General features: G+C 34.2%; 19 protein-coding genes. 12 read left to right on the top strand and 7 right to left on the bottom strand.

What is annotated here, in order from left to right; all coding sequences use genetic code 11:
- Positions 1-46 precede the first annotated feature (46 nt).
- Together scpA and FNW38_RS06345 are read left to right on the top strand one after the other, a co-directional pair.
- A complete protein-coding gene (scpA, locus tag FNW38_RS06350) occupies positions 47-2,185 on the top strand; it encodes a methylmalonyl-CoA mutase (protein WP_144064738.1) in 2,139 nt (712 codons plus the stop codon).
- Positions 2,186-2,545: 360 nt separating this feature from the next.
- Positions 2,546-3,061: a hypothetical protein gene (locus FNW38_RS06345; RefSeq protein ID WP_143388434.1), complete on the top strand. Its 516-nt coding sequence runs from the start codon at positions 2,546-2,548 to the stop codon at positions 3,059-3,061.
- A 78-nt stretch (positions 3,062-3,139) separates the two neighbouring features.
- Here FNW38_RS06345 and FNW38_RS06340 read toward each other — a convergent pair whose 3' ends face one another.
- From FNW38_RS06340 to dapF, 5 genes are all read right to left on the bottom strand, one after another.
- The gene (locus tag FNW38_RS06340) at positions 3,140-3,781 is read right to left on the bottom strand and encodes a peptidoglycan-binding protein LysM (protein ID WP_143388433.1); all 642 of its coding nucleotides are present in this window, start codon (positions 3,779-3,781) and stop codon (positions 3,140-3,142) included.
- Between the two features lie 97 nt (positions 3,782-3,878).
- Complete coding sequence (locus FNW38_RS06335) at positions 3,879-4,796, bottom strand: DUF2279 domain-containing protein (protein WP_144064737.1); 918 nt, start codon at positions 4,794-4,796, stop codon at positions 3,879-3,881.
- 2 nt (positions 4,797-4,798) lie between these two features.
- Complete coding sequence (gene mltG / locus FNW38_RS06330) at positions 4,799-5,839, bottom strand: endolytic transglycosylase MltG (protein ID WP_144064736.1); 1,041 nt, start codon at positions 5,837-5,839, stop codon at positions 4,799-4,801.
- Positions 5,840-5,861: 22 nt separating this feature from the next.
- Positions 5,862-6,413, bottom strand: a complete 552-nt coding sequence (locus tag FNW38_RS06325) for a GNAT family N-acetyltransferase (RefSeq protein ID WP_144064735.1) — start codon at positions 6,411-6,413, stop codon at positions 5,862-5,864.
- Between the two features lie 171 nt (positions 6,414-6,584).
- Complete coding sequence (gene dapF / locus FNW38_RS06320; RefSeq protein ID WP_143388429.1) at positions 6,585-7,367, bottom strand: diaminopimelate epimerase; 783 nt, start codon at positions 7,365-7,367, stop codon at positions 6,585-6,587.
- 135 nt (positions 7,368-7,502) lie between these two features.
- Between dapF and FNW38_RS06315 the strand changes: the two genes are divergently transcribed.
- Together FNW38_RS06315 and FNW38_RS06310 are read left to right on the top strand one after the other, a co-directional pair.
- Entirely contained in the window at positions 7,503-8,903 is a 1,401-nt protein-coding gene (locus FNW38_RS06315) for a S1C family serine protease (RefSeq protein ID WP_144064734.1), read from the top strand.
- Between the two features lie 154 nt (positions 8,904-9,057).
- Positions 9,058-10,500, top strand: a complete 1,443-nt coding sequence (locus tag FNW38_RS06310; protein WP_143388428.1) for a glyceraldehyde-3-phosphate dehydrogenase — start codon at positions 9,058-9,060, stop codon at positions 10,498-10,500.
- A gap of 699 nt (positions 10,501-11,199) precedes the next feature.
- Here FNW38_RS06310 and FNW38_RS06305 read toward each other — a convergent pair.
- The gene (locus FNW38_RS06305) at positions 11,200-11,658 is read right to left on the bottom strand and encodes an Lrp/AsnC family transcriptional regulator (protein ID WP_143388972.1); all 459 of its coding nucleotides are present in this window, start codon (positions 11,656-11,658) and stop codon (positions 11,200-11,202) included.
- 200 nt (positions 11,659-11,858) lie between these two features.
- Here FNW38_RS06305 and ald point away from each other — a divergent pair, with 200 nt between their 5' ends.
- Entirely contained in the window at positions 11,859-12,983 is a 1,125-nt protein-coding gene (ald, locus tag FNW38_RS06300) for an alanine dehydrogenase (protein WP_143388973.1), read from the top strand.
- Positions 12,984-13,821: 838 nt separating this feature from the next.
- Here the strand turns inward: ald and FNW38_RS06295 are convergent.
- Complete coding sequence (locus FNW38_RS06295; protein ID WP_144064733.1) at positions 13,822-15,243, bottom strand: APC family permease; 1,422 nt, start codon at positions 15,241-15,243, stop codon at positions 13,822-13,824.
- Positions 15,244-15,555: 312 nt separating this feature from the next.
- Here FNW38_RS06295 and FNW38_RS06290 point away from each other — a divergent pair, with 312 nt between their 5' ends.
- The 7 genes from FNW38_RS06290 to FNW38_RS06260 all read left to right on the top strand — a co-directional run bounded on the left by FNW38_RS06290 (position 15,556) and on the right by FNW38_RS06260 (position 26,752).
- A complete protein-coding gene (locus tag FNW38_RS06290) occupies positions 15,556-16,599 on the top strand; it encodes a tyrosine-type recombinase/integrase (RefSeq protein WP_144064732.1) in 1,044 nt (347 codons plus the stop codon).
- Positions 16,600-16,940: 341 nt separating this feature from the next.
- Positions 16,941-18,158 (top strand): site-specific integrase, encoded by a 1,218-nt coding sequence (locus FNW38_RS06285; protein ID WP_144066656.1) that lies wholly within the window; start codon positions 16,941-16,943, stop codon positions 18,156-18,158.
- Between the two features lie 291 nt (positions 18,159-18,449).
- A complete protein-coding gene (locus tag FNW38_RS17450; RefSeq protein WP_185963097.1) occupies positions 18,450-19,349 on the top strand; it encodes a hypothetical protein in 900 nt (299 codons plus the stop codon).
- A gap of 89 nt (positions 19,350-19,438) precedes the next feature.
- On the top strand, positions 19,439-19,720 hold the full coding sequence (locus FNW38_RS06275) for a helix-turn-helix domain-containing protein (protein WP_011964270.1): 282 nt from the start codon (positions 19,439-19,441) through the stop codon (positions 19,718-19,720).
- 97 nt (positions 19,721-19,817) lie between these two features.
- Positions 19,818-21,911, top strand: a complete 2,094-nt coding sequence (locus FNW38_RS06270; protein WP_144066655.1) for a VapE domain-containing protein — start codon at positions 19,818-19,820, stop codon at positions 21,909-21,911.
- Between the two features lie 483 nt (positions 21,912-22,394).
- Positions 22,395-25,094, top strand: coding sequence for a class I SAM-dependent DNA methyltransferase (locus tag FNW38_RS06265; RefSeq protein ID WP_144066654.1), 2,700 nt, complete (start codon positions 22,395-22,397; stop codon positions 25,092-25,094).
- Positions 25,091-26,752, top strand: a complete 1,662-nt coding sequence (locus tag FNW38_RS06260) for an RNA-binding domain-containing protein (protein ID WP_144066653.1) — start codon at positions 25,091-25,093, stop codon at positions 26,750-26,752. Before FNW38_RS06265 ends, FNW38_RS06260 begins: the two co-directional genes overlap by 4 nt.
- Positions 26,753-26,781 lie beyond the last annotated feature (29 nt).

The raw sequence follows: 26,781 nt of genomic DNA, 5'->3' as shown, positions 1-26,781 counted from the left end.
TCCGTTAAAAAATATTTACAAAATATTATAATTCGTTGCTAAAAAAATGAAAAGAAAAAATCTTCAACATATTCAATTAAAAAGTCAAAAGTCAAAAGTCGAAAGTGAAAATTTATTGACTAATGCATTTCTCACAGCCGAAGGAATCGAACTTAAAGAAACCTACACAGAACAAGATATTGAGAATCTCAAGCATCTTGATTTTGGGGCTGGTTTTGCACCAAATTTACGCGGACCATACGCTACAATGTATGTTCGCCGGCCTTGGACCGTGCGACAATATGCCGGATTTTCCACTGCTGAAGAAAGCAATGCTTTTTACAGACGAAATCTGGCTGCAGGTCAAAAAGGACTTTCAATCGCTTTTGATTTACCTACACATCGCGGGTATGATTCGGATCACGAACGCGTAGTGGGTGACGTAGGAAAAGCGGGAGTAGCGATTGATTCCGTGGAAGATATGAAAGTATTATTCGACCAAATTCCGCTGGACGAAATGTCAGTTTCCATGACAATGAATGGTGCTGTTTTACCCATTATGGCTTTCTATATTGTCGCTGCTGAAGAACAAGGCGTAAAACCCGAATTACTTTCAGGAACGATACAAAATGACATTCTGAAAGAGTTTATGGTGCGTAACACCTATATTTATCCGCCAACTCCTTCGATGAAAATCATTGCTGATATTTTTGAATTCACCAGTAAAAAAATGCCCAAATTCAATTCGATTTCTATTTCGGGATATCATATGCAAGAAGCAGGAGCTACTGCTGATATTGAATTGGCTTATACGTTAGCCGATGGATTGGAATACATTAGAACGGGATTAGCCACCGGAATGAAAATAGATGAATTCGCTCCAAGATTATCATTTTTCTGGGCCATTGGGATGAACCATTTTATGGAAATTGCCAAAATGCGTGCAGGAAGAATGATCTGGGCAAAACTGGTAAAACAATTTGAAACAAAAGACGATAAATCATTAGCGTTGAGAACCCATTGCCAAACTTCGGGTTGGAGTTTAACAGAGCAAGATCCTTTTAATAATGTGGCTCGAACCTGTATTGAAGCAGCAGCCGCCGTTTTTGGAGGAACGCAATCTTTACATACGAATGCTTTAGATGAAGCTATAGCCTTACCAACGGACTTCTCTGCAAGAATTGCCAGAAACACGCAGCTTTATTTACAAGAAGAAACTAAAATCACTAAAACTGTAGATCCTTGGGCTGGGAGTTATTATGTGGAAAGCCTAACCAATGAAATCGCCGAAAATGCTTGGAAACTTATTGAAGAAGTGGAAGAACTAGGCGGAATGACCAAAGCCATTGAATCTGGAATTCCAAAACTTCGAATAGAAGAAGCGGCGGCCAGAAAACAAGCGAGAATAGACAGCGGGCAGGATATCATTGTTGGTGTTAATAAATACCGATTAGAAAAAGAAGATCCTTTGCAGATTTTGGATGTGGATAACCAAATGGTACGCAAACAACAATTGGAACAATTGGACCGAATTAAAGCAACTCGAGATACTGAAAAAGTACAAGACTCTCTAAAAAAATTAATTCTTTGTGCTCAAACTGGAGAAGGCAATTTATTGGAAATTGCCGTTGAAGCTGCCAGAAACAGAACAACATTAGGAGAGATTAGTGATGCGCTGGAAACGGTTTTTGGAAGATACAAAGCACAAATTAAATCCTTTAGCGGTGTGTATAGTAAAGAAATAAAAGACGACAAAAGTTTTGAAAAAGCAAAACAAATGGCTGATGCCTTCGCTAAAATAGAAGGACGTCGCCCTCGAATTATGATTGCAAAAATGGGGCAAGACGGACACGATCGTGGCGCAAAAGTGGTGGCTACAGGATATGCCGATGTTGGTTTTGATGTTGACATTGGTCCTCTTTTTCAAACACCAGCCGAAGCGGCCAAACAAGCCGTTGAAAACGATGTGCATATTCTGGGCGTTTCTTCTCTAGCGGCAGGTCATAAAACTCTTGTGCCTCAAGTAATCGAAGAACTTAAAAAATACGGTCGAGAAGATATCATGGTGGTAGTAGGCGGAGTAATTCCTACACAGGATTACCAATTTTTATTTGATGCGGGTGCGGTTGCCGTTTTTGGACCCGGTACAAAAATCAGTGAAGCAGCCATTAAGATATTAGAGATTTTGATGGAAAGTTTCGAGTAGACGAATCCTACTTTAACACCAAATTTTAGAAACATCAATCGAAAGGTTGGTGTGTTTTTTTCAAAAATATGATCCTTTTTGATCCAAATTACATATAACTATTCCTATTAAAAACTGGCATTGCATAGCAGTTTATTTTAACATAATTTATAGAAAAAATTAACCTAAAGAGCTAAATAAATGAGCTAATTTTACAAGAGATATCTGATTTTAACAAATAAAAATTTAAATAATTTTTTATTTAAAATATTGATATATAATTAATTACAATAATAAAAAGAAAAAGAAAAACAGTAAGCCTTAGCGTTTATTTGTTCATTAAAATTACATCTATTTAATATTAATTTAAAACCAAATATCATGAAATCATTAATTATTATTTTGTTGTTTCTCGGTTTAGCTGTACCGTCTTATTCACAAGATGAGGGAAAAATGAAAATCGAAGAATTACCGGGTGTTGTAATCAAAAGTGCGGGAAAAGATTTTTCAGTCTATCTCCCGGATAATAACCCAGATCAAACCGTTAGAGCGGTAGAAGAAAAATTTATCGCCTATGACCTAGGGAAAGACAATGAAGGATTTGAAGAATACCTTTTGGTTATGAGTACCAAAAAAGGAACTTTATCTGCAACTTATGATGAGAATGGGAAATTAATACGTGTAGTTGAAGAATATAAAAATGTAAGACTTCCCAGTGAGGTAATTTATTCCATTTACAGAACTTATCCAGGATGGGCAATTGTAAATGATCAATTCCTATATACCCAATCGGAAGGGGATGTTATTAAGAAACAGTATAATGTTAAGATTAAAAAAGACAACGAAACTGTTAAATTAGTAGTTCGTCCTGATGGCGAAATTATAAAATCAAAATAATCCGATTTAGGGTAACAAAAAAAACAGGCTGTCAGGATAGTAATTTCTGACAGCCTGTTTAATTAGTGAATTATCAGCTTATATATTTTTCACAGTTGCATTGATATCAGCAACGATAAATGACGTATCATAGCCTCCAAACGCTTTCATGTAACTTCTTATGGATGTACCATAAGCATCCCTAAAATATCTTTTACCTTTATTTTTGAAATATTTCCTTACAGAACCTGCACCTCCAAGGTGTGCAGCAGCCAATATTCCGGATTCTGTTATGTGAATTCCGTTCATTATTGTACCCGCATATTTTTCAATTTCTTTTTTTAACTCCCACTTGTTTTTTGCCAAAAGAGCAATAAAAGCTTTTTCCTGCATTTCAGGGCTATTCAAAAAAGCGGAACTATTGTGTACGCCAACTGTTTTTAGAGTTTCTATACCAAACTGGTATTTACCTAAATATCCGAGTGAATTAATTTTTTTGTATTTGCTTTCAGATTCTCTGTATCCGATTGCTTCTTTGAAACCAATAAAGAAATTTCCTGTAAAAGGGATATTCAAACTGGTGTAATCTTCTTGTTTTTCAGATGGAAATAAGTAGTGTGATCCATCTTCTTCATGTACTAGAAACCAAGAGTTGGTGTCTAAATTAAAGGGTTTAAAACCCGAGCTTAAAAAGGCAATAATAATTGTCAAACTTGTATAAAAATACCATTTCTTTATCATAAATTGTTTTTCTTCAAAACGCTGTCCCGTTAAGAAATTTCTACGTGCAAATATACGTAAAAAATAATTACACTGATAATCAATACGTTAAAGTTTGCTAAAAATAGATTAAGTGTACTTTAACATCGTTGAAGTGCGCCATTTCAATCGTTGGAGCAGGTATTTTTACTGTATTTAAAACTGAAAAAAGAGTCTTTAAAAAGTGTGATTTGGTGTTAATTTTAGTCAAATCGACATCAAAACTCAGGTAAAATTGTCTGTATCTTTGTGTATTTAGAGTCGAAAATGGAGCCTCATTTTGTCTCTTTCCGGTTATCATTCCTTCGGCTCCACAACCCAATGCAAGATTCAACCATTTTGGTATTTTTGAGCCTTTAGCAAAGGAATGTAAATTGATCAAAAGCCAATAGGTTTGTCCGTTATAATCTTTTAGAATTTGTTCTGTAAATGAACTTCCTAAAACTTCCGGTCTTTGATTCGCATATTGGGTGGTATGAAAAGAAAATTTGGGAGTTATGCGTTGTTCTTTCCATAGTAATTCCTGTGAAACATATAAAGCCATTCCAGAAGCATTTGCGATTAAATCGCCGGATGAAGCACCCCATTCAGAAGAATATCCATCCATAACCTCAACAGCCGTCAAAAAAGCAAATCCCAAACCAGCTCCGTAAACCAGTTGGTCCTTTTTACCGGCTCCACTCCATTGTAACATTTCGGCACCAAACCTGCCTAAATGGTACGAAGAAAAAGAATGTCCCAGTTTATCCATTTGAAGCCATTCGGAATTATCATTTATAAAATGAAATTCAGACTTGGGATAATCGGCATACCAAAGTTGGTTTAAGCCTACCAAAATCCCTGATGCAAATACCGCCTCAGAAATCACAACGGTTTGTTGCCTTTTTTTATTTAAAGAATCCGATGGTGTAAGAAAATCATCAATTGTATTTTGCGAAAAACCAGTTTGATACCCAATCAGAAGCAAGAATAAAAAAAGCAGTTTTTTAAATTTCAAAACTATCTTTTTACACCTTGGCTGTTGATCCAATCCGAATATTTTTTGGCGTTTTTGTTATGTTCTTCTAAAGTAGCGGCAAATTCATGATACCCAAAACGATCCACACTGGCACAGAAATAAATAAAATTATTTTTCTCCGGATTTAAAACTGCTTCAAGTGCCGTGATATCAGGCATCGCGATAGGTCCCGGAGGAAGTCCTAAATTCACATAGGTGTTATAAGGAGAACTCATTGTTAAATCATTATAAAAGACTCTTTTGATGACCTGATCAAAATCATTTGATTTCTTTTTTATCGCATAAATAACTGTTGGATCAGCCTGAAGCGGCATTAAAGCTCTTAAACGATTCAAATAAACACCCGCAATTCGAGGTCTTTCATCTTTTTTTACCGATTCTTTGTGCACTATGGAAGCGAGAATAGTTGCTTCAATTGGGGTTAATCCCTGTTCTTTAGCTTTTTCTACACGTTCCTTATTCCAAAAATTTCTATACTCTTTAATCATTTTATCTCGGAATTTTTCAGCCGAGGTATTCCAATAAATTTCATAAGTATTAGGAATGAACATCGCCAAAACATTTTCTTCGGTAAAACCATTTTCTTTCAAAAAAACAGAATCTTTAAATGAAGTCAACAATGATAAACTGTCGGCTTCAATTTGGGAACCCACACGCCCTGCAAAATTCTCCAATCGTTCCTGGTTATTGAAAGCCAAATTCACCGGCACATTGATTCTCAAAGCCTTCACCAGTTCATAACTGTTCATTCCTTTTGTGAATAAAAAACGACCTGGTTTTACATTTTCAGCATAATCTCTTTTGTTTACAACCGTTTCAAAACGATCCATATTTTCGATATAAGGAGCAATTATTTTTTTGACATCTTCATATTCAGAATCTGTTGGAATGAATACATAAACCTCTTTGTCTGCAAATTTTGTATTAGCCGAAAAAATCTGACGCAACAAAATAAATCCGTAAATCATTAATACTGATATTAAAACAACAGATACGATTGTTATGATTTTCTTTAAGTTCAAAATAATTATTTTTTTAAAATTGCTACGTCAGTTCGCTGACGCTCGTGTGATTATTAACTAATTGAAAAACAGCTTCGTCTTTGTAAACGCCATTGACTAAATTCCAATCTTTCTTTATTCCTATACTTTGGAAACCAAATTTAGTAAAAAGAGCTTTACTAGCTTCATTTTCGGTGCCAATATTTGCATACAATTGATGCAAATTAAGATGATGAAAAGCATATTGAATTAATAGCCCCAAAGCCTCCGAACCAATATTCTGATTGCGATTTTCATTCCCCTGAATTACAATCCCAACTCCTGCCCTATTATTCTTTGGATCAAAATCAAATAAATCAATTAATCCCAGAGCCGGGAAATCCTGATCCTGACAAATAGCCAATCGCAATTGCTTGGCTTCATAAATATCCTGATGCGCATTTTCCAGATATTGTTTCACCAAAAAACGACTGTAAGGTGTATGTGTATTGCTCACTTCCCAAATACTCTGGTCATTTTCTATGGCATACACAAACTCCAAATCATTGGGTTCTAATGCTCGGATGTAAATGTTATCGCCTTTTAATGTTATCATTCTTGAGGTTAGAAGTTATAGGTTAGGAGTTAAAGGCTTGAGGTGCCAAATTGACTCCTCAAGTTATCAAACTCGGATTGATTAAGTCCAATTATGGAATTCTCTTAAATTATAGACCGACAATTTCTGAATTAATATGAAAATCAATCCCGAAGCTTCGGGACTAAAATCTTAAATCTCTATACTTCCTTTAAAAACAAATTCTGCGGGTCCTTTCAAGAAAACATTGGTAAACTGTCCGTCCTTTTTATCAAAAGAAACGACTAATTTACCTCCCTCAACATTCAAATCAATGGAGTTAGCTTCAGTTTTTCCTAATGCATTCATCGCAATTGCAGCTGCTGTAGCACCGGTTCCGCATGAAAGTGTTTCATCCTCTACGCCTCTTTCATAGGTTCTCAATGAAAAGGTAGTTGCATCAACTTGTTTTACAAAATTGATATTGCTTCCTTGTTTTCCATACAATTCACCATATCGAATACTAGCTCCGTTTTCTTTGACATTATAATGTTCTAAATCTTCCACCAATTGCACATGATGTGGCGAACCGGTATTTAGAAAAACATGATCTGGAGTGATTTTTACATCCGCAACATCTATCATTTGTAAAGAAACTAGCCCATCATCCGCTATTGTTGCGTGATGCAAACCATCCGTAGCAATAAAAGTAGTGCTATTTTGAATTACGTTTAGCTTTTTGGCGAAAGCCACTAAACATCTTCCACCGTTCCCACACATGGAACTTTGATTCCCATCCGAGTTGTAATACACCATTTTGAAATCGGTTTCAGGATCATTTTCTAATAAAATAAGTCCGTCTCCGCCTATTCCAAAACGTCTGTCGCATAAGTGGGCTATGAGTTGAATATTGTCTTTTGGAAAAATCCCCTGACGGTTATCAATCATCACGAAATCATTTCCTGTTCCTTGGTATTTATAAAATTCTATTTGCATTTTCTTTGAATTGAGAGATACAAAAGTACGAACTATTAATGAAATGTTAATCATTGTTAAAGAGCGTTAAACTGTTTTTCAAAAAAACAATTTAACCCTATTTTTACCTTAAAATAATTTAAAATGAATTCTAATATGAAACGATTTTCAACACTGTTTTCAATATCATTACTGAGCGGAGCCGTGACATTAGGCTCTTATAAATTATTATTTGACAATGACGGCTATTTTTCGGGCAACAAAAACCCAATCGTAACCGCTGCCTCAGATTCGTATGGAAAAAGCGTAGGACTATCCGCTGAGAATGTTGATTTTACCGAAGCTGCCGAAAAGACCATCCACACAGTAGTTCACGTAAAAAATGTATCCCGTAAAACTGTCACCAACCCAATGCTTGAATATTTCTATGGTTATGGCGGCCAACAGCAACAAGAACAAGTTGGAACGGGTTCCGGTGTAATTATTTCTGAAGATGGTTATATCGTGACTAACAATCACGTGATAAAAGATGCTTCGGAAATTGAAATCACCTTAAATAATAAAAAATCATACAAAGCCAAACTCATTGGAACCGATTCTAAAATGGACATCGCGCTATTGAAAATCGATGCTGATGAAAAATTACCTTATACCGCTTTCGCCAATTCTGATTCGGTGAAAATTGGGGAATGGGTTTTGGCAGTAGGAAATCCGTATAACTTAACCTCTACGGTAACCGCGGGAATTGTTTCGGCTAAAGCCAGAAATCTTGACACTAGTGGAATCCAATCTTTCATACAAACGGATGCTGCCGTAAATCCAGGAAATAGTGGTGGCGCATTGGTAAACACCCGCGGAGAACTAATTGGCATCAATACGATGATTTCTTCCATGACAGGTTCTTATGTTGGTTATTCTTTTGCGGTTCCATCAAATATAGCTCGAAAAATAATTGAGGATATTATGGAGTTTGGTAATGTACAAAGAGGTATTCTTGGGGTTGAAGGAGGCGAATTAAACGGAACTGCTTCGAAAGAATTGGGCATTTCCCAAACACAAGGATTTTACATCAATAGAGTTACCAAAAATTCCGGTGCCGAAAGATCAGGGCTTCAAAAAGGAGATATCATCGTACGATTAGATGACCAAAATGTGGCAACTTTTGCCGATCTATCGGGTTATATAAATACCAAAAGACCGAATGATAAGGTTCAAGTAACTATTTTAAGAGACGGAAAAAATAGAATTGTGCCCGTAATTTTGAGTAAAAATGAATTTTTCAGTACCGAATTCAAAGGATTGGAATTAGAAAACATAGATGCAGCTGACAAAAAGAAATTCAATCTGGACTATGGGGTAAGAATTAGATCCATTACCAATGAAAACCTGAAACAATATGAAGAAGAACTCAAAGGAAATATTGTTTTGAGCATTGATAATGTAAAAGCAAAAGATATCGAAACAGTGTCTAAACTTTTGGACAAAAAAGAGGAAAGTCAAAGTATCCGAATTGAAATGATAAATAAAAACGGAGAAATTATAAAAATTATTATCTAATATTTATAATCTCAAAAATGGAAGCCATCTTGTAAAACCAAGGTGGCTTTTTTATTTTAAAAATAAATCACAAAATAGATTACGAAATCGATTGAAATGGGTAATTTTGCGCAAAATTTAAAAAAATCATTAATTTATTTTACAAATTTTCAACATGAGTATTACATACGAAAAAGAAGTTTCTTTTCAAGCCGACAGACGACGTGCAGGAGTAGAATTGATCAAAATCATCAGTGATTTATGGTATGACAAATCAATTGAAATGGTTTTATTTAGAAATCAACTAATTGACAAAAACGTAAGCGAAATCATCAACTTGCATGATTATGCGGGTGAATTTGTGGGCAAACCAATTTCTGTATTTGATTCAGTAGAAATTGCCAGAGCTGTTTTAGAATTGGATTTACCGCCTTCAAAACTGGATATTGGTAAACTTACCTATGAATATCGTTTGGAAGATGAAAAATATCCTGACACAAGGCATTTTGTAATAGACAAATTAAAAGACGCTAAAAACTCTGAGGAAATTCAACCTAAAGATGTAGTATTGTATGGTTTTGGTAGAATTGGAAGATTATTAGCACGTGAGTTACTTTCGAAAACAGGAAAAGGAAATCAATTGCGATTGAGAGCCATTGTAACTCGTGATAAAAATGACGCCACTTCGCTAGAAAAAAGAGCTTCATTATTGCGTTATGATTCTATTCACGGCGATTTTCAAGGTTCTGTAATAGCTGACACAAAAAATAATGCTTTGATAATTAATGGCACAACCGTTCACATTATCACTGCAAACGGACCTGAAGAAATTGATTATACCTCATATGGAATTGACAATGCTTTGGTTATTGATAATACTGGCGCTTTCACTACCCATGAAGCTTTAAGAAGGCATTTAGTTTCAAAAGGAGTAGATAAAGTCTTGCTTACCGCCCCTGGAAAAGGTGTTCCAAATATCGTTCATGGCGTCAACCAAAATGAATACAATCCGGATGAAATAAACATTTTTTCAGCTGCGTCATGTACAACGAATGCGATAACACCAATCCTAAAAGCTGTCGAAGACACTTTAGGCGTTGTAAAAGGACATTTAGAAACCATTCATGCGTATACTAACGACCAGAATTTGGTCGATAACATGCATAAAAAATACCGTCGTGGTAGAGCCGCTGCATTAAACATGGTAATTACCGAAACGGGTGCAGGAAGTGCTGTTGCAAAAGCATTACCATCGCTTGAAGGGAAATTAACGTCCAATGCGATTCGGGTGCCGGTTCCTAACGGTTCACTGGTAGTTCTGAATCTTGAAATTTCAAGAACAACTTCGATTCAGGAAATTAATGCCATCATGAAAAAATATGCTTTGGAAGGGGAACTGGTCGAGCAAATCAAATATTCGTTGAATAACGAGTTGGTTTCTTCGGATATTGTGGGTACTTCGGCGCCATCAATTTATGACAGCAATGCAACGATTGTTTCCAATGACGGAAAAAATATCGTCTTGTACATTTGGTATGACAACGAATATGGCTACAGTCACCAAGTCATCCGATTGGCAAAATATATTGCTAAAGTAAGACGTTTTACGTATTACTAGCATTTAGATTACAGGTTGTACGTTGCCGTTTTTAGTTTTAGTTTTAGTTTTTTTTTTAGATAAAAGCAACCCAACCTGAATTAAATAGAAAATCCGTCCCGATAAATCGAGGGCACTGAAAAACTACCTGAAATACGGAAAATGAAAATACTAAAAAAGGAGCGAAAATACTATGGTTTCGCTCCTTTTAGTTATTATAAAGACCTTCTGATCTCATAAAATTAAATTTGAATAAAATACGGAGATTAAATAAAATCAAAGCCTTATTTAGTCGCTTTTTTAATAGTTTTTTGGAAAGAGGGACTTTTTCAGTGCCCTCGATAAATCAGGACGGATTTTTTTTATTCAAATCAATTATGCCTATCACTCCAAACCGCTTAAATGAACTTTAATTTCTTATATGTTTTAAAATCATGTTGTCATTTAAAACAAAAAATGCCATTTAATGGCTACCGTCTGGACACATCTGAAAATAGAACACAGATAACACGGATCGAACAAATTAACACTGATTTAAATTTGTTCTTTTCTATTCTAATTAAAAAAGTCGTGTCCCGAAGTGCCATAATCATGTTGGCTTTTTCATGTTATAATCAAAAAATTCTGTGACAATCCGTCTAATCTGTCAAATCCGTGTTCTATTCTAATGTATAAAAAATTGTACCCACACGGTAGGATTTAATGATTTCTTTTAGTGAGTTAAATCGGCAAAACAGTGGTACTCTTTACTTCCGAAATAATAAAAAAGCTATTAATTAAAGAAACCTCCGGCAAAACCGACAATTTTTTCTGATGAAAATAATGGTAACTTTCCATATCTGGCAATACGATTTTCAACATATAATCAAAATTCCCAGAAACAAAATTACATTCTACCACTTCGGGTAAATTCAGAATCGCCTGATTAAATCCTTCTGAAATATCATAATTCTGTTTTACGAGTGTCACCTGGCAATATACCGTCAGGTTTTTACCTAGTTTCTTTTTATTCAAAATCGAAACATACTTCTCAATAATGCCTTCTTTTTCCAAACGCTTTACCCTGTCATGAACCGGTGTCAGCGAAAGATTGATTTGATTGGCAATATCTTTCAGGGTCAAATGCGCATCTTCCTGAAGAAGACGTAAGATTTTTTTGTCGGTTTCGTCCAGTATCATAATTTGTTGATTCTTTTTTAAGATATAAAAGCAGTTTTTTTTTCTTTTTAGAAATATAAAAAAAGGCTGTATCAGAAATATTTCATGCTAAATTACTAAATAAAATTAATATTTTCTTAATTTAATACCATATAGCAATAATATTTTCTTTATATATAAATTTGTAATGCAATTAAACTCAAACATTTAAACACATCACTATGATAATCGGAATTCCTAAAGAAATCAAAAATAACGAAAATCGTGTAGCACTTACACCTGCAGGTGCTGCCGAATTCAAAAAACAGGGCCATATCGTTTATGTACAAGCAAGTGCTGGTGAAAACAGTGGTTTTAGCGACAAAGCATATGCTGAGGCTGGAGCGGAGTTATTGCCAACAATTGAAGACGTTTACAGCATTGCTGAAATGATCATCAAAGTAAAAGAGCCTATCGCTTCTGAATATCCTTTGATCAAAAAAGACCAATTATTATTTACCTATTTTCATTTCGCCTCATCTGAACCATTGACGCATGCTATGATTGAGCGTGGCGCAGTATGTTTGGCGTATGAAACTGTTGAAAAAGCAGACCGTAGCTTGCCTTTATTAGTGCCAATGTCAGAAGTGGCGGGTCGTATGTCAATTCAGGAAGGTGCTAAATATTTAGAGAAACCATTAAAAGGAAAAGGAATCCTTTTAGGTGGAGTTCCGGGAGTTCCTCCTGCTAAAGTATTAGTTTTAGGTGGTGGAATCGTAGGAACACAAGCAGCAAAAATGGCAGCAGGTTTTGGTGCGCAAGTAACAATTATGGATGTAAGCTTACCACGTTTACGTTATTTATCTGATGTTATGCCGGCTAATGTTACCACTATAATCTCAAATCATTATAATATCCGTGAAGCAATTGCTACAGCCGATTTAGTTATTGGAGCTGTTTTAATTCCAGGAGCCAAAGCACCGCATTTAATCACTCGTGATATGTTGAAATTAATGAGCCCGGGAACGGTAGTAGTTGACGTAGCTGTTGATCAAGGAGGTTGTATCGAAACTTGTACTCCAACCACTCACGAAAACCCAACATTTATAATAGACGATATCGTACATTACTGCGTGGCTAACATGCCAGGTGCCGTTCCTTATACTTCTACATTGGCCCTTACAAATGCTACTTTACCTTACGCGTTGCAATTAGCAAACAAAGGATGGCAAAAAGCGTGTGCTGAAAATGAAGAATTGAAAAAAGGATTAAACATTGCTAATGGAAAAATTCTTTACAAAGGAGTTGCCGAAGCTTGGAATCTCCCTTTTCATGAAGAGTTAGTGTTAGAAAACGCAGTTAACTAACATTAAACAAGTGCTTACTACACTAGAAAAACCCGTCTTGTCACAAGGCGGGTTTTCTGTTTTTTATAGTCTAAATTAATATGACTGTCCGCTTAGCGGACTATAATTATTTTTTTAGCCACGAATTTCCACAAATTTCACGAATTAGTGTTTAATTTTTCTTTTAAGGATAAAAATTCGTGACAAATTCGTGAAATTTGTGGCTAAATTTTTCTTTAGTATTATTTACAGATAGTCATATAAATTAAAGTATTTTGGGCGTGACCCTCCGTAAAAACTTCGGGTCGGGCTATTTGCTGCAATCTTTTATTCCGCTACGCTTCATAAAAGGATTTCCGCTGCTATCCCTCACGCAGGCAATGCCATTAAGTTAAGGATTTTTTCTGGTTTTTATCGATTTTCAAGAGTTACTAGTGTTCTAATATAATGAGATTCCTCCTTCGTCGGAATGACAAAACGTGCGTGGATTAGTATGTTTTATCAAGAAAGTTTGTCATCTCGATCCGCCGCGGCGGAAGAGATCATACAATTAGCTCGACAATCCTAGTAAATTCAATTCTTTTTTTCTTAACTTAATGACATTGCGCGCGAGCCGATGTCATTAAGTTAAGAAATTATATGCAATGCTAAGCGGAAAAATCTCTCGCAAAGGCGCTAAGTCGCAAAGAAATTAAACTTGGTGCCTTTGCGCCTTTGCGAGAAAAACATCAGTTACAATTGGAATAAAAAAGCTTAACCTAATGACATTTCACGAGCAACAAACTGCTCACAAACAATTCGCAATAGCATCTTTTTATAGACTGAAACCTGCAAACTGAGACTGAGCACTCAATACTGATTACTGAACACTATTTTCTTTAGGTTTGGTCAAATAATACACAGGAATTCCTGTCAGCATAATCAACACACCCCAACCGCAAGTAGAAAATTTAGTAAGCAACAAAGAAACACATACTGCCGAAGCAATAATTATGTATAAAAATGGTAGAAAAGGATAACCAAAAGCTTTGTAAGGTCGTTCAACGTCCGGCATTTTCTTGCGAAGAATAAAAATTCCATAGATAGTCAGAATGTAAAAAATCAATACAATAATAATTACAAAATCCAATAAATCACCATATTTCCCTGTCAAACATAATAATGAAGCCCAAATACACTGTATCCATAAAGCCCATGCCGGAACACTGGCATCGTTAAGCACTGCTGCTTTCTTAAAAAACAAACCGTCTTTTGCCATTGTATAATAGACTCTGGCTCCTGCCATAATCAATCCGTTGTTACAGGCAAAAGTCGAAATCATAATCATCACCGCAATGATAATAGTTCCCATATCACCAAAAGTATATTGCGAAGCCACAACCGCTACCCTATCTGATTTTGCAGTAGCAATTTCGTCCAAAGGAATTACGGCGAGGTACATCAAATTCGTAAGAACATAAATAATAGTTACGATGAAAGTTCCCAAGAACAAACTCAAACCAACATTTCGTTTTGGATTTTTAATTTCACCCGCTATAAAAGTCACTCCCACCCAAGCATCACTTGAAAACAGTGAACCCACCATAGCTGCCGAAATTCCGGTCAACAAAGCTGTTCCGCCTATTGGCATCCAAGAACCACTTTCGGTGTTGAAAGCTCTGGAACTAAATGCATTCGCCCAATTGGCATTCCAAATTTCTGCTTTGGCAGCAAGAATAAAACCAAAAACTATTAAACCAAACAATGATAAAATTTTAATCACCGTCAAAACTGTTTGCATTATTTTACTGTTCTTCACCCCGCGACTGTTGATGTAGGTTAATAAAATAATCGTGATTATAGAAACAATTTGCGCTGCATTGAGCTTGAAAGAACCTATTTCATACAAAATATTTTCGTCACTTAATGGAGGAACCAAATAAGCAGCAAATTTTGAAAACCCAACACCAACCGCCGCAATTGTCCCCGTTTGAATCACAGCAAAGAAACTCCAACCATACAAGAAAGCAATCAGTTTATTGTACGCTTCTTTAAGATATACGTACTGCCCACCCGCTTTTGGAAACATCGCACTCAATTCGCCATAACTTATAGCTGCAATCATGGTAATCAATCCCGATATCAGCCAAATCAAAATCAGCCAACCCGCTGATCCCACTTGTCTGGCTATATCAGCACTTACAATAAATATCCCAGAACCTATCATAGAACCCACCACAAGCATGGTTCCATCGAGCAATCCTAATTCTCTTTTAAAATCTTCTGGTTTTTGGTCTTCCATATTTTTTGGTTTTGGGGTTTTGGTTTTAGTTGGCTAAAGATATACTTTTTTTGGAAATTTAAGAAAATAGACGAAGAGATGACAAATAAATAGATGATTGAGAACGAAAACTATTTATTTGGGCGTGACCCTCCGTAAAAACTTTGGGTCGTGCTGTGCGCTGTATCTTTATTTTCTTAAAGAAAGAAAATAAAGGATGCCGCTTCCATCACTCACGCAAAACAACAGCTTCAATACCACAAGAACCGTTGCTATAATAAAACAGCATTTGTTAAAATAATCAGTATCTTTCAATCACAAAATCAACGCTATATGGCTTGGACAGCAAAACTGATAAAACACAAAGGCGAAAATAGAATTGCTGTTTACTTTGAAAAAAATACAGTACTAATTACCCGCATCAAGCAAGTAGAAGGTGCCAAATGGAGCCAGCAAAAAACCGTTTGGCACATTCCGGATACAATTGAAAACAGAGAACGATTTAAAATAGAACCACTCTCCCATTCTTTCCCCTCTAAAGAAGGAATTGAACACATTACAAAATTCATACAATGGCTATCGTCAAAAAGATACAGTCCCAGCACCATAAAAACCTATAGCGAAGCGCTAAAATCATTTTTAATATTTTACCGTGAAAAGCAAATTGCGGAAATTACAAACGAGGATGTGGTTATCTATAATAACGAGTATATTTTAAAAAATAATCTTTCGGCTTCGTACCAGAACCAAATCGTTAATGCCCTAAAACTATTTTTCAAAACAATACAAGATAAACAAATAATTATCGGTACCATACACCGCCCTAAACGCGCCAAAGTATTACCTAATGTATTGAGCAAAGAAGAGGTAAAATTGATATTAAACGCACATTCCAATACCAAACACAAAATGATGTTAAGCTTAATTTACAGTTGTGGTTTGCGCTGTGGCGAATTATTGGCACTCCAGCCCGTTCATATTGATTCCAAAAGAAACATTGTATTACTTAAAAATTCAAAAGGTAAAAAAGATAGAATAGTGCCTTTGAGTTCTAAGATATTAGAAATGCTACGTGACTATTATAAAGTGTATAAACCCAAGACTTGGCTGTTTGAAGGACAAACTATCGGAATACAATATGATGCTCGAAGTTTGCAACTAATATTGAAACAAGCATTACAAAAAGCGGGAATCACAAAACCAGCTACTTTGCACTGGTTGCGCCACAGCTATGCCACTCATTTATTAGAAAGCGGTACTGATTTACGCTACATTCAAGAATTATTAGGGCATAATAGTAGTAAAACCACAGAAATATATACCCACGTAAGTACAAAAAGCATTCAACAAATAAAAAGCCCTTTTGACGATTTGTAAGAAAATTTTAATATATTTGAAGGAACATAAAGCGAAACAAACCTTCGCAAATCCACCCATATTTGGGTGTATATACGAAGGTTTGTTTCGCCTATATACAAGTTATCTACAACTTTTCTTTCAACCCTCCGATTTGCACTTAAAGTACTGTAAACATTGACTTTGTGAATTTCACAAAAGCATAATAAAGCATAAAAAAGCAACGAAATACTTGTTTTGTTGTACCCTTTGTTGTACCTTCGTATCACGATGCACCCGATTGAAAACCTAGTATTTACAATACTTTCACTCCTTTGCATCGGTTTACATATATAGTATAACACTTCAAAATTCACTGTATTATGGCTTCAATAAAATTAATCCTTAGAACACATCAGGTAGATCAAACAGGACACAGCCCTTTGTATATCCGAATTATAAAAGATAGAAAAACGAAATTTATCACTGCTGGAGTGAAGTTAAAAGAGAACGAGTGGGATGAAGTAAAGCAGAAAGTAAAAAAGAACCATTCCAACAGTGCTAGGATGAATGCTGCATTATCTCAAAAGATTGCTGATGCCGAAGGTCAGGTTGCAGATATGGAACGTAAAATAAAAACCGTATCGGTTAAAAAACTCAAAGAAGCCATAAAGGGAAAAGAAGTGCCAAACTTTTTTGAATATGCCTACAAACGATTAGAAAAAATAAAAAGCACCGTCTCCTACTCCACATACAGAGCCTATTCATCACAGGTTGGAAAGTTTGAAAAATATATGGGGACTAAGGATGTTTATTTTGATGAAATTACCGTTGCGCTTCTAAACGACTATAAATTCTATTTGGGAAACAGTTTAAAAAACGGTGCAACAACGCAACGCCTAACGATAATAGTACTGGGAACCATTTTCAGAGATGCTATTAGAGAAGAAATAATTCCCGAAACGATGTTTCCTTTTAGTAAAATCACACTTAAAATTAGTCCTTCTAAAAGACTTTTCCTAAACAAAGAACAGATTGATGATTTAACCAAAATAAAGCTAATAGAAGGCAAAAAAGCAATACTATGGAGAGATTTATTCCTTTTCTCTATCTATGCAGGTGGTTTGCGTTTTAGCGATGTTATCGAAATGCAATATTCCAATTACAATGAAGCAGAACATAAAATTCAAAAACTTATCCGCAAAACCGGAAGAGTACACCAGTTCAAAATTGGCAAAGTGGCAATAGATATTTTAGAAAAATACAAAAAAGTAAACGCCAATCACGACGATTTTATCTTTCCGGTTTTGGTTGATAAAGAAGGCTATTTGAACAGCGAAGCAAAACGTTATTTTCAAACAGCAGCTTTCAATAAATTGGCAAACTGGCATCTTAAAAAAATGGGAGAAAAAATAAAATTACCTTTCGACCTTTCTTTCCATTTATCTAGACACAGTTTTGCAACAAATGCTTTAAATAATGGAATGAGAATAGAACACGTGAGTAAGTTAATGGACCACCGAGACATCAGCACCACTCAAGTATATGCAAAAATCATCAGCGAAGAACTGGACAAGGCAGTTGATAATTACATTTACTGATTTTTATCTACTCAAAGTATATAAAAACCTAAAAAATATACTTATAGTAAAGTAATTAAAATCGTATTAAAATATTAGTAAATATTTATGAAATCCTTTGTAAAAGGATTTTTTTTTATTTCTAATTTAGCGCAAACGGAGGAAGAATTTTCAAACGCAATAGAATTGAAATAAAGGAGTAAGCAACTTGTAAACAAGGAGATTAAAATTTATGAAGAGTAATGGAAGAGAATAAAATTACCATTTCAAAAAGTATGCAAAATCTTAAAATAATAGTAGCATCAAAATTCTATGAAACAAAACATTCAAACAGCTTCGTTTGTCGAAAAGGTAGTAATGAATTCTGCACAAGTTGCCAACCTTGATTTTGATATTATTCTTGATAATGAAATTACATTACAAAACTATTGCGATGCAATAATCAATAAGATTTTTGAACTTCCACAATCCGAATTACCGGCATTTATAAACTATCAAACTAATTTGGTCAAAGAACCTACTTTTTGGCTCAACAAACTGGAAAAACTCATTGCAAGTAATGAAGTGTTATTTACTGGGAAATGTGCTTTAAGTCGCTACAATAAACTTTTTAATCTTATCGAATTAAAACGAAAAGAAGTGCAATCTTCGAGCATAAAAGAGCCAGTTGTGAAAACACCTAAAAAGCATATCAATGCTGAAAGTGAAAGTAGATACTTCTCTTTTTATGAAATAAAAAATCAGTTGGAGAACATTACTAATGATGATGAAAAAATATTGTTTTTAACCAAAGAAAAATATATTTATGATCAAAGCATAATTGAAAATCGAAATCCAAATATTCCAAAATACAGTAAACAATGCGATAGGGAGATTGAGCAAATTTATGCGTTGAGAAAGTTAAAATTGGATTTAGAGCAATCCAGAAAAAATGTATTCACCAATCAGTTACCATTCAAAAAAATGCAAATCAACTGTAATTTAAATCAGTTTATTGATATTCATTATCAGTTTTCTAGAGAATTATTTGTAGATGGTAAATCAATCATTGATGGTTCAGTTAATGATTTGGTTGCAATTATCGTAAATTCTTATCTTGACAAGGACGGAAAAGAAATAAGTCCTGAAACAGTCAAAACAATACTCACACCTTCAAGAACAGAAAAACGTCCGAAACCCCATAAAAGAATAGACATTGACAAAATGCTCTAAAACAAAATAGTCCTGAAAGACCATTTCAGGACTTTTGGACTTTTTTACTCTTCCCACATTTGCACCATAACAATTTAAAACTTTTAAAAATGGATGCAATTATCTTCACAAAAGACCAGTTCACGGATCTAATGAGCAAATTAGACACAATTCAAAGTCAAATTTCTATCAAGGCTGACCCAAAGAAAGAAACGTTTCTTGACAATCAAGAATTTCTTTTACTGATGAAAATTTCAAAACGTACCGCACAAACCTGGAGAGACGAAGGTAAAATTTCATTTAGTCAAGTGGGTAACAAAATCTACTACAAACTTTCTGATGTTGAAAAACTCCTAACGGAGCATTACAACAAATCTTTTAAAGGAAGATAAGATGAGTAGCTGCAACGGAACCTGCGAGAGTTGTGATTGCAAGCCAATCACAAAGGGAAAACTTCTAATCTTGAAAATTAATTTTAAAACGTAAACAATGGTAACAGTCTTTAAAAACTTTAATGAAGTTGTAGAACACAAAACAATTTCAACAATTTTAGAAGAAATTAAAACAGGAAAGTACAAACACGCTATTGTTTATCTCCGAAAATCTTTATCAGAAAAAAAAGAAGAAGCTTATAACAAAGCCAAAAAATCACTTCCAGCATTCACACCTTCAGGTAAGTTTGTTGGAGGTCGAAAATTGGAGTATTTAGCGGAATATTCAAATTGTATTATTCTTGACATTGACAAATTAAGTATAACCGATTTGCAAAATGCTTCGCATTTGGCCAATCAAAGTGAATTTACTTACGCCAGTTTTATTAGTCCATCAGGAAACGGATTAAAAATTCTAGTAAAAATCAATTCAGAAAAAGCCAATCACAAAGAAGCGTTTCTATTAGTTCAGGCACATTATGAAGGTGTTTTAAAACTGGAAATAGACAAATCAGGTAAAGATGTAACTAGGCTATGTTTTTATTCTTTTGATGAAAATTTATATATCAATGAGAACGCTTCCTTTTTTGTTACATCAATTCCATTCGAAATTCCCGAGCTTGTTATCCCGAGCGCAATCGAGGGAACTCAACCAGAACCACCAACAGACTACTATGCTATTTACAACCACTGCATAAAATTTACAGAAAAAAAAGTGCAATATGCGAATGGTAGCCGGAATGTATTTGTCCATCAATTAGCGTGTAACCTAAACCGAAAGGGAGTTGCATTGCAAGAAGCCTTGGGGTATATTCTAACCGATTTTGGCTATGACGAAAAAGAAGTAACACAAGCAGTAAATAGCGCCTATGGAAATTTGCACGAATTCGCTAAAAACGAAACTATCCACAAACCAAAGAAACCGACAACTGAAAACCGACAACCGACAACTTCCGATTATGAGGATGACGATGATGACAAACCAAAACCAACCCAAATAGACCGTTTAGAGCTATTTTTATCAACGAGATATGTATTTCGACACAATATCGTTTCAGGTAAGTTAGAATTTCAATATTTTGGAAAAAAGAAGTGGAATGTGATGAATGATTTTATTGAAAATTCAATGCTTCGGGAGTGTTTAAAAGGTCGGATTAAAACCAATTTATCTTCATTACGAAACTTGCTTTATTCTGATTTTTGTGAGTTGTTCAATCCATTTGAGGATTACTTTTTTAATTTACCTACTTACGATGAAAAGACCGATTACATTACAGAATTAGCAAATACCATAACAACAACAAAACAAGACCTTTGGCAGCAATGCTTTAAAAAATGGTTGGTTGCAATGGTCGGATGTGTACTGGATGATAAAGTGATTAATCACACAGTAATTGTATTCAGTGGCAAACAAGGATTAGGAAAAACAACTTGGGTTGAAAGACTCGTTCCCAAACAATTGAAAGAGTATTTATTTTCTGGAACTATCAACCCAAACAATAAAGATACTTTGGTTCAACTAGCAGAATGTATGTTAATCAACTTGGATGAGTTGGAAAATTTAAACCGTTCCGAAATAGGATCGCTCAAAGAAATCATCACAAAAACCCAAATCAGAATGCGGAAAGCCTACGGACACAACAACGAAACAATGCCCCGCAGGGCATCGTTTGCAGGAAGTGTCAATACAGCACAGTTCTTAAACGATAGTACAGGAAGCAGGCGTTTTCTTTGTTTTGAATTAGAAGACATACAATACCAACACAACGTAGATATTAATCTAGCATTTTCACAAGCATTGTTTCTTTTCAAAAGCGGTTTTAGATTTTGGTTCGACCAAGAAGAAATAAAATCCATTACCGAGAATAACGAACAATACCAATTGCACAGCCCAGAGGAAGAACTGCTTTTAACGTGGTTTGAACCTTGTGAAAAGGAAAAGGCAAATACGTATCTCAATGCTTCTCAAATAGCAGCAAAACTGGCTGAAAAAGCTAAAATAAACATTACCGATGGTACAATCAACAAGTTAGGAAAAGCACTCAAAAAACACAACTTCATAAGATTGAAAAAGAACGGAATAGCAGTTTACGCTTTAATAGAAAATACTTGGGAAGATGTAGATAACAGAAACAAAGTTATTGAAGAATAAATAGTTAATTATCAGTAAAATAAAATCAATTTTAAAGTGGAAAACTAGCGTTTCCACTTTTTTTGTTTTTTCTACTTTGTATTACTTCGATTTACATTATTTTAATAGGGCAAGCAAGGTAACCAAAAAACGCAAGAAACATTTTTTGTTTTTTTTCTTCTCAAACAATTGGGTAATATCAGAACATAACAACGCAAATTGGTAAAGTAGTCGTTCCAGTTAGCACTCAAACAGCCATATAAATCTGTTTTTTATTTTGTGAAAAAATAAAATATCTTTTACTCTAAATTTGGTTACCCTCCTTGCCCTAATTTTTTTTGCCTTAAATTTCTGTTTTTTTCATCCGTTTACGGCTTTCCTCATTTTTCTTTCAATTGCTTTTTCATACATTTACATCCTATTGCTAAAAACCTATTTCGAGGATATTGAAAAAAATGAATGATAGCAAAAATAGAGGTAAAATAATTAGATCAATAATGTTGTATGAATAGCTTTCAAGTAGAAACAAATCTTAAAAACCTAATAAGCACATTTGATAAAGAAACCTTTATTTATGAATTATTAGTAGCTTATGGCATATCAAGAACAACTGTAACTAGATTAAAGAAAGGCGATTTTAACCTCTCAAAAGTTCCAGGCGAAGTATTGTATAAAAAGAAAGTTTTATTCAAAGAAGTCCTCTCAGATTCATTGCTTACAACAATAGATGAAATTACCAAAAACGAAGAATCCCTAAAACACAATCCTCGTTTTGTTATTGTTACCGATTTTATAACACTTTTAGCGAAAGACACAAGAACTGGTTTAACGCTGGATATTCCAATTCTTGAAATTGATAAACACTATCATTTCTTCTTGCCTTGGGCTAATAGTGAGATTTACAAATCTAAAAATGATACAACCGCCGACAGAAACGCCTCTTATGAAATGGCGAAACTGTATGATATTTTGGTTCACGAAAATCCAAATATTTATGACGATGGCGGACATAATTTAAACATTTTTCTATCAAGAATTCTATTTTGTTTTTTCGCTGAAGACACGAATATATTTCCTGTAGAGGGAATGTTTACCGATACACTAGCACAACATACAAATGCGAACGGAAACGATGTTGATTCTTTTTTAGACCGATTATTTTTAAAATTAAATACTGAATTTGATAATGATGCACCTGCCTTTCTTAAAGAGTTTCCGTATGTAAATGGAGACTTGTTTAGTGGTACTATCAAATCGCCTAAATTTTCTTCAAAAGCAAGGAAGATAATTTTAGAATGTGGTAATTTAAACTGGGGCGAAATCAATCCAGATATTTTTGGTTCAATGATTCAGGCAGTTGTAAACCCGGAATACCGTAGCGGTTTAGGAATGCACTATACTTCGGTACCCAATATTATGAAAGTAATAGAACCTTTGTTTCTAAACGAATTAAATGAAGAATTCGAAAAAAGCAAAGACAGTCCAGCAAAACTCAAAAAACTATTATATCGAATATCCAAATTAAAAATATTTGATCCTGCCTGTGGCAGCGGTAATTTCTTGATTATTTCTTACAAAGAATTAAGACGATTAGAAATTAGAATTCTACAACAAATACACGAACTAGAATCGCAGGTTTCTATTGTTTTTACACAAATAAAACTATCTCAATTTTACGGAATAGAGTTAGACGATTTTGCTCACGAAATGGCAATTTTATCCCTTTGGTTAGCGGAACATCAAATGAATAAAGTATTTATTGACGAGCTGCACGATTTTGGAAAAGCAAAACCAATCCTTCCACTCAAAGAAGCGGGACACATTAAACAAGGTAATGCGACTCACGAAAAATGGGAAATTATTTGTCCAAAAGGTAAGAATGATGAAATTTATATTCTGGGAAATCCACCATATTTAGGAGCAAGATTACAAGATTCTCAACAAAAAATTGATATGTCGATTGTGTTTAAAAACATCAATGGATATAACAATATGGATTATATAGCCAGTTGGTTTTATCTTGGTTCAAAATACATTGACGGTATAAATGCTAAATGTGCTTTTGTATCAACAAATTCAATATGTCAAGGAGAGCAAGTGTCGTTAATATGGAATAATATTCTTTCTGAAACAATTGAAATTGATTTTGCAGTTCAATCATTCAAATGGACTAACAATGCAAAAGGAAATGCTGGAGTTACAGTAATTATTGTTGGTTTAAGAAACGTTTCTAAAAATCAGAAATATCTATACATTAACAATATTGAGAAGAAAGTAAATAATATAAATGCTTATTTAATTGATGGAAGTCAAATAATTGTAACCAAAAGAAGTAAGCCATTGTCAAATCTACCTGAAATAAATTTTGGAAGTATGGCAAATGATGGGGGTAATTTATTATTATCAGAAGATGAAAAAAATAAAATATTATTAATTGCTCCAGAAGCAAAACCATTAATAAAAAAATTAATAGGAGCACTAGAATTTATTCGTGGTATAGAAAAGTATTGTATTTGGATTGATGATGAAAACAGAGATTTTGCCTATTCAATTGATGAAATTAGAAAACGAATTGATGCAACTCAATTATCAAGGACAAATAGTAAAAGAAAAATTACACAAGAACTTGCAGGAATCCCATATAAATTTGCAGAAGTTAGATATTTACCAACAGATTCTATAATAATTCCAAGTGTTTCTTCTGAAAAAAGAAAATATATTCCTATTGGATTTTTAAATTCAGATTCAGTTATTGTTGCTCCTAATTTCTCTATTTATAATTCTGAACCTTGGATTTTTGGTGTAATTTCATCAACAATGCATATGACTTGGGTTAGGGCAGTAAGCGGTAAGCTTGAAGATCGTTTGAGATATTCATCAAGTTTATGCTACAATACTTTCCCATTAATAGAAATTTCAAAAAAACAAAAAGAAAACATTAATCTTCACGTTTTTGCCGTTTTAGAAGAAAGAGAGAAATATCCCGAAAAAAATATTGCACAGTTATACGACCCAGATAAAATGCCAAAAGGGTTGAAAGAAGCACATCACGAACTGGATATAGCAATTGAGCGTTGTTATAGGTTAAAACCGTTTGAAAGTGATGTTGAGCGGTTAGAATTTCTTTTCAATGAGTATGAAAAAATGACAATAAAAATGAATTTGTTTTCGCCAGAGAAGAAAGTAAAAGTGAAACTAAAATGAATACTACCGAACTTATAGAACTTATTGATGAGTTATGCGCTTTGCCCAAAGAGAACGAATGGGTAGAGTTCAAAACCGGAAACGTTACAACAAACGACAAACTTGGGCAATACCTGTCGGGTTTGTCTAATGCGGCTTGTATTGCCAATCAATCGTATGCTTATTTAGTTTTTGGTATTAATGATGATACGCACAATGTAGAAGGCACTAATTATAGATTTAAAAACCGTAAAGAAGGCAACGAAGAATTAGAACTATGGATAAGACGGTTTTTAAGTCCTTCAATAAAATTCGACCATTTCATTTGTGATTACAATTCAAATCATATCGAATTATTTAGAATTCCTGCTGCAATTGGTGAACCTACTAATTTCAAAAACCATCCCTATATTCGTTTTGATAGTAGCTTAACCGATTTAAAAAAATACCCTCATTATTTAAGAGCCATTTATAACTCTCAAACAGATTGGTCTGCCCAAATTATCGAGAAAGCAACTATTGATGATTTAGAACCAATAGCTATAAAAATAGCACGTGAAAAATATAAAGAAAAAAATACCAATGCCACTTTCTATGATGATATAGACAATTGGTCAAACAAAATATTTCTTGACAAACTCAAAATTACCATTAGTGGTAAAATTACCAATACCGCAATTATATTATTAGGAAAACCAGAAACAGCTCATTTCATTTCGCCTGCGGTAGCACAAATTACTTGGAAACTAGACACCCAAGAGAAAGCCTACGAACACTTTGGTATGCCTTTGTTTACCGAAGTAAATATGATTTTGTCTAAAATAAGAAATGTAAAATACAAATTCTTTCCCGACAATCAGTTAGTAGCGGCAGAGGTAATGAAATATGATTCCGAAGTAATTTTAGAGGCATTAAATAACTGTATTGCACACCAAGATTATAGCAGACATTCTCGTATTTTATTGACAGAACAAATCAATAAATTGATTTTTAGTAGTGAAGGTAGTTTCTTCGAGGGTACTGCCGAAGATTATACCGCAGGAGAGAAAACCCCAAAAAAATACCGTAACAAATGGTTAGCCGAAGCTATGGTAAACCTTAATATGATAGACAGTTTGGGATATGGTATTCATAAAATGTATAAAAGTCAGCGCAAAAGATACTTTCCTTTGCCTGATTATACAAAATCCACTAGAGATAATGTTGTTTTAGAGATTTACGGACATACAATAGATGAAAATTATTCTAAACTTTTAATTGAGAAAAAAGATGATTTAAGCTTAACCGAAGTAATATTGCTAGATAAAGTACAAAAAGATTTAGACATAAATGATGATGCCGCTAAACTCTTAAAGAAAAAAGGACTTATTGAGGGAAGAAAACCAAATTATTATATATCAGCATCAATAGCAGAACTTACAGGGCAAAAAGCCAGTTATACTAAAAACAAAGGATTAGACAAAGATGTTTATAAAGGTTTTATTCTACAACATATAAAAAATCACGGCTTTGCAACGCGCGAAGAAATAGACACACTACTATTGAGTAACCTACCCGATTATATGACTGAAAAGCAAAGGAAAAAGAAAATTCATAATCTTTTACAAGAAATGTCAGGTGTCTCAATAGTTAATAACGGTAGTAGAGCAAAATCAAAATGGGTTTTATTAAAAATTTAGCAAAGAAAAATTATACTTAGCAAAGAAAA

Origin of the sequence: Flavobacterium gawalongense (genome assembly GCF_007097265.1) — a bacterium.
GTDB lineage: Bacteria > Bacteroidota > Bacteroidia > Flavobacteriales > Flavobacteriaceae > Flavobacterium > Flavobacterium gawalongense.
This window is presented reverse-complemented; position numbering and strand designations above follow the sequence as displayed.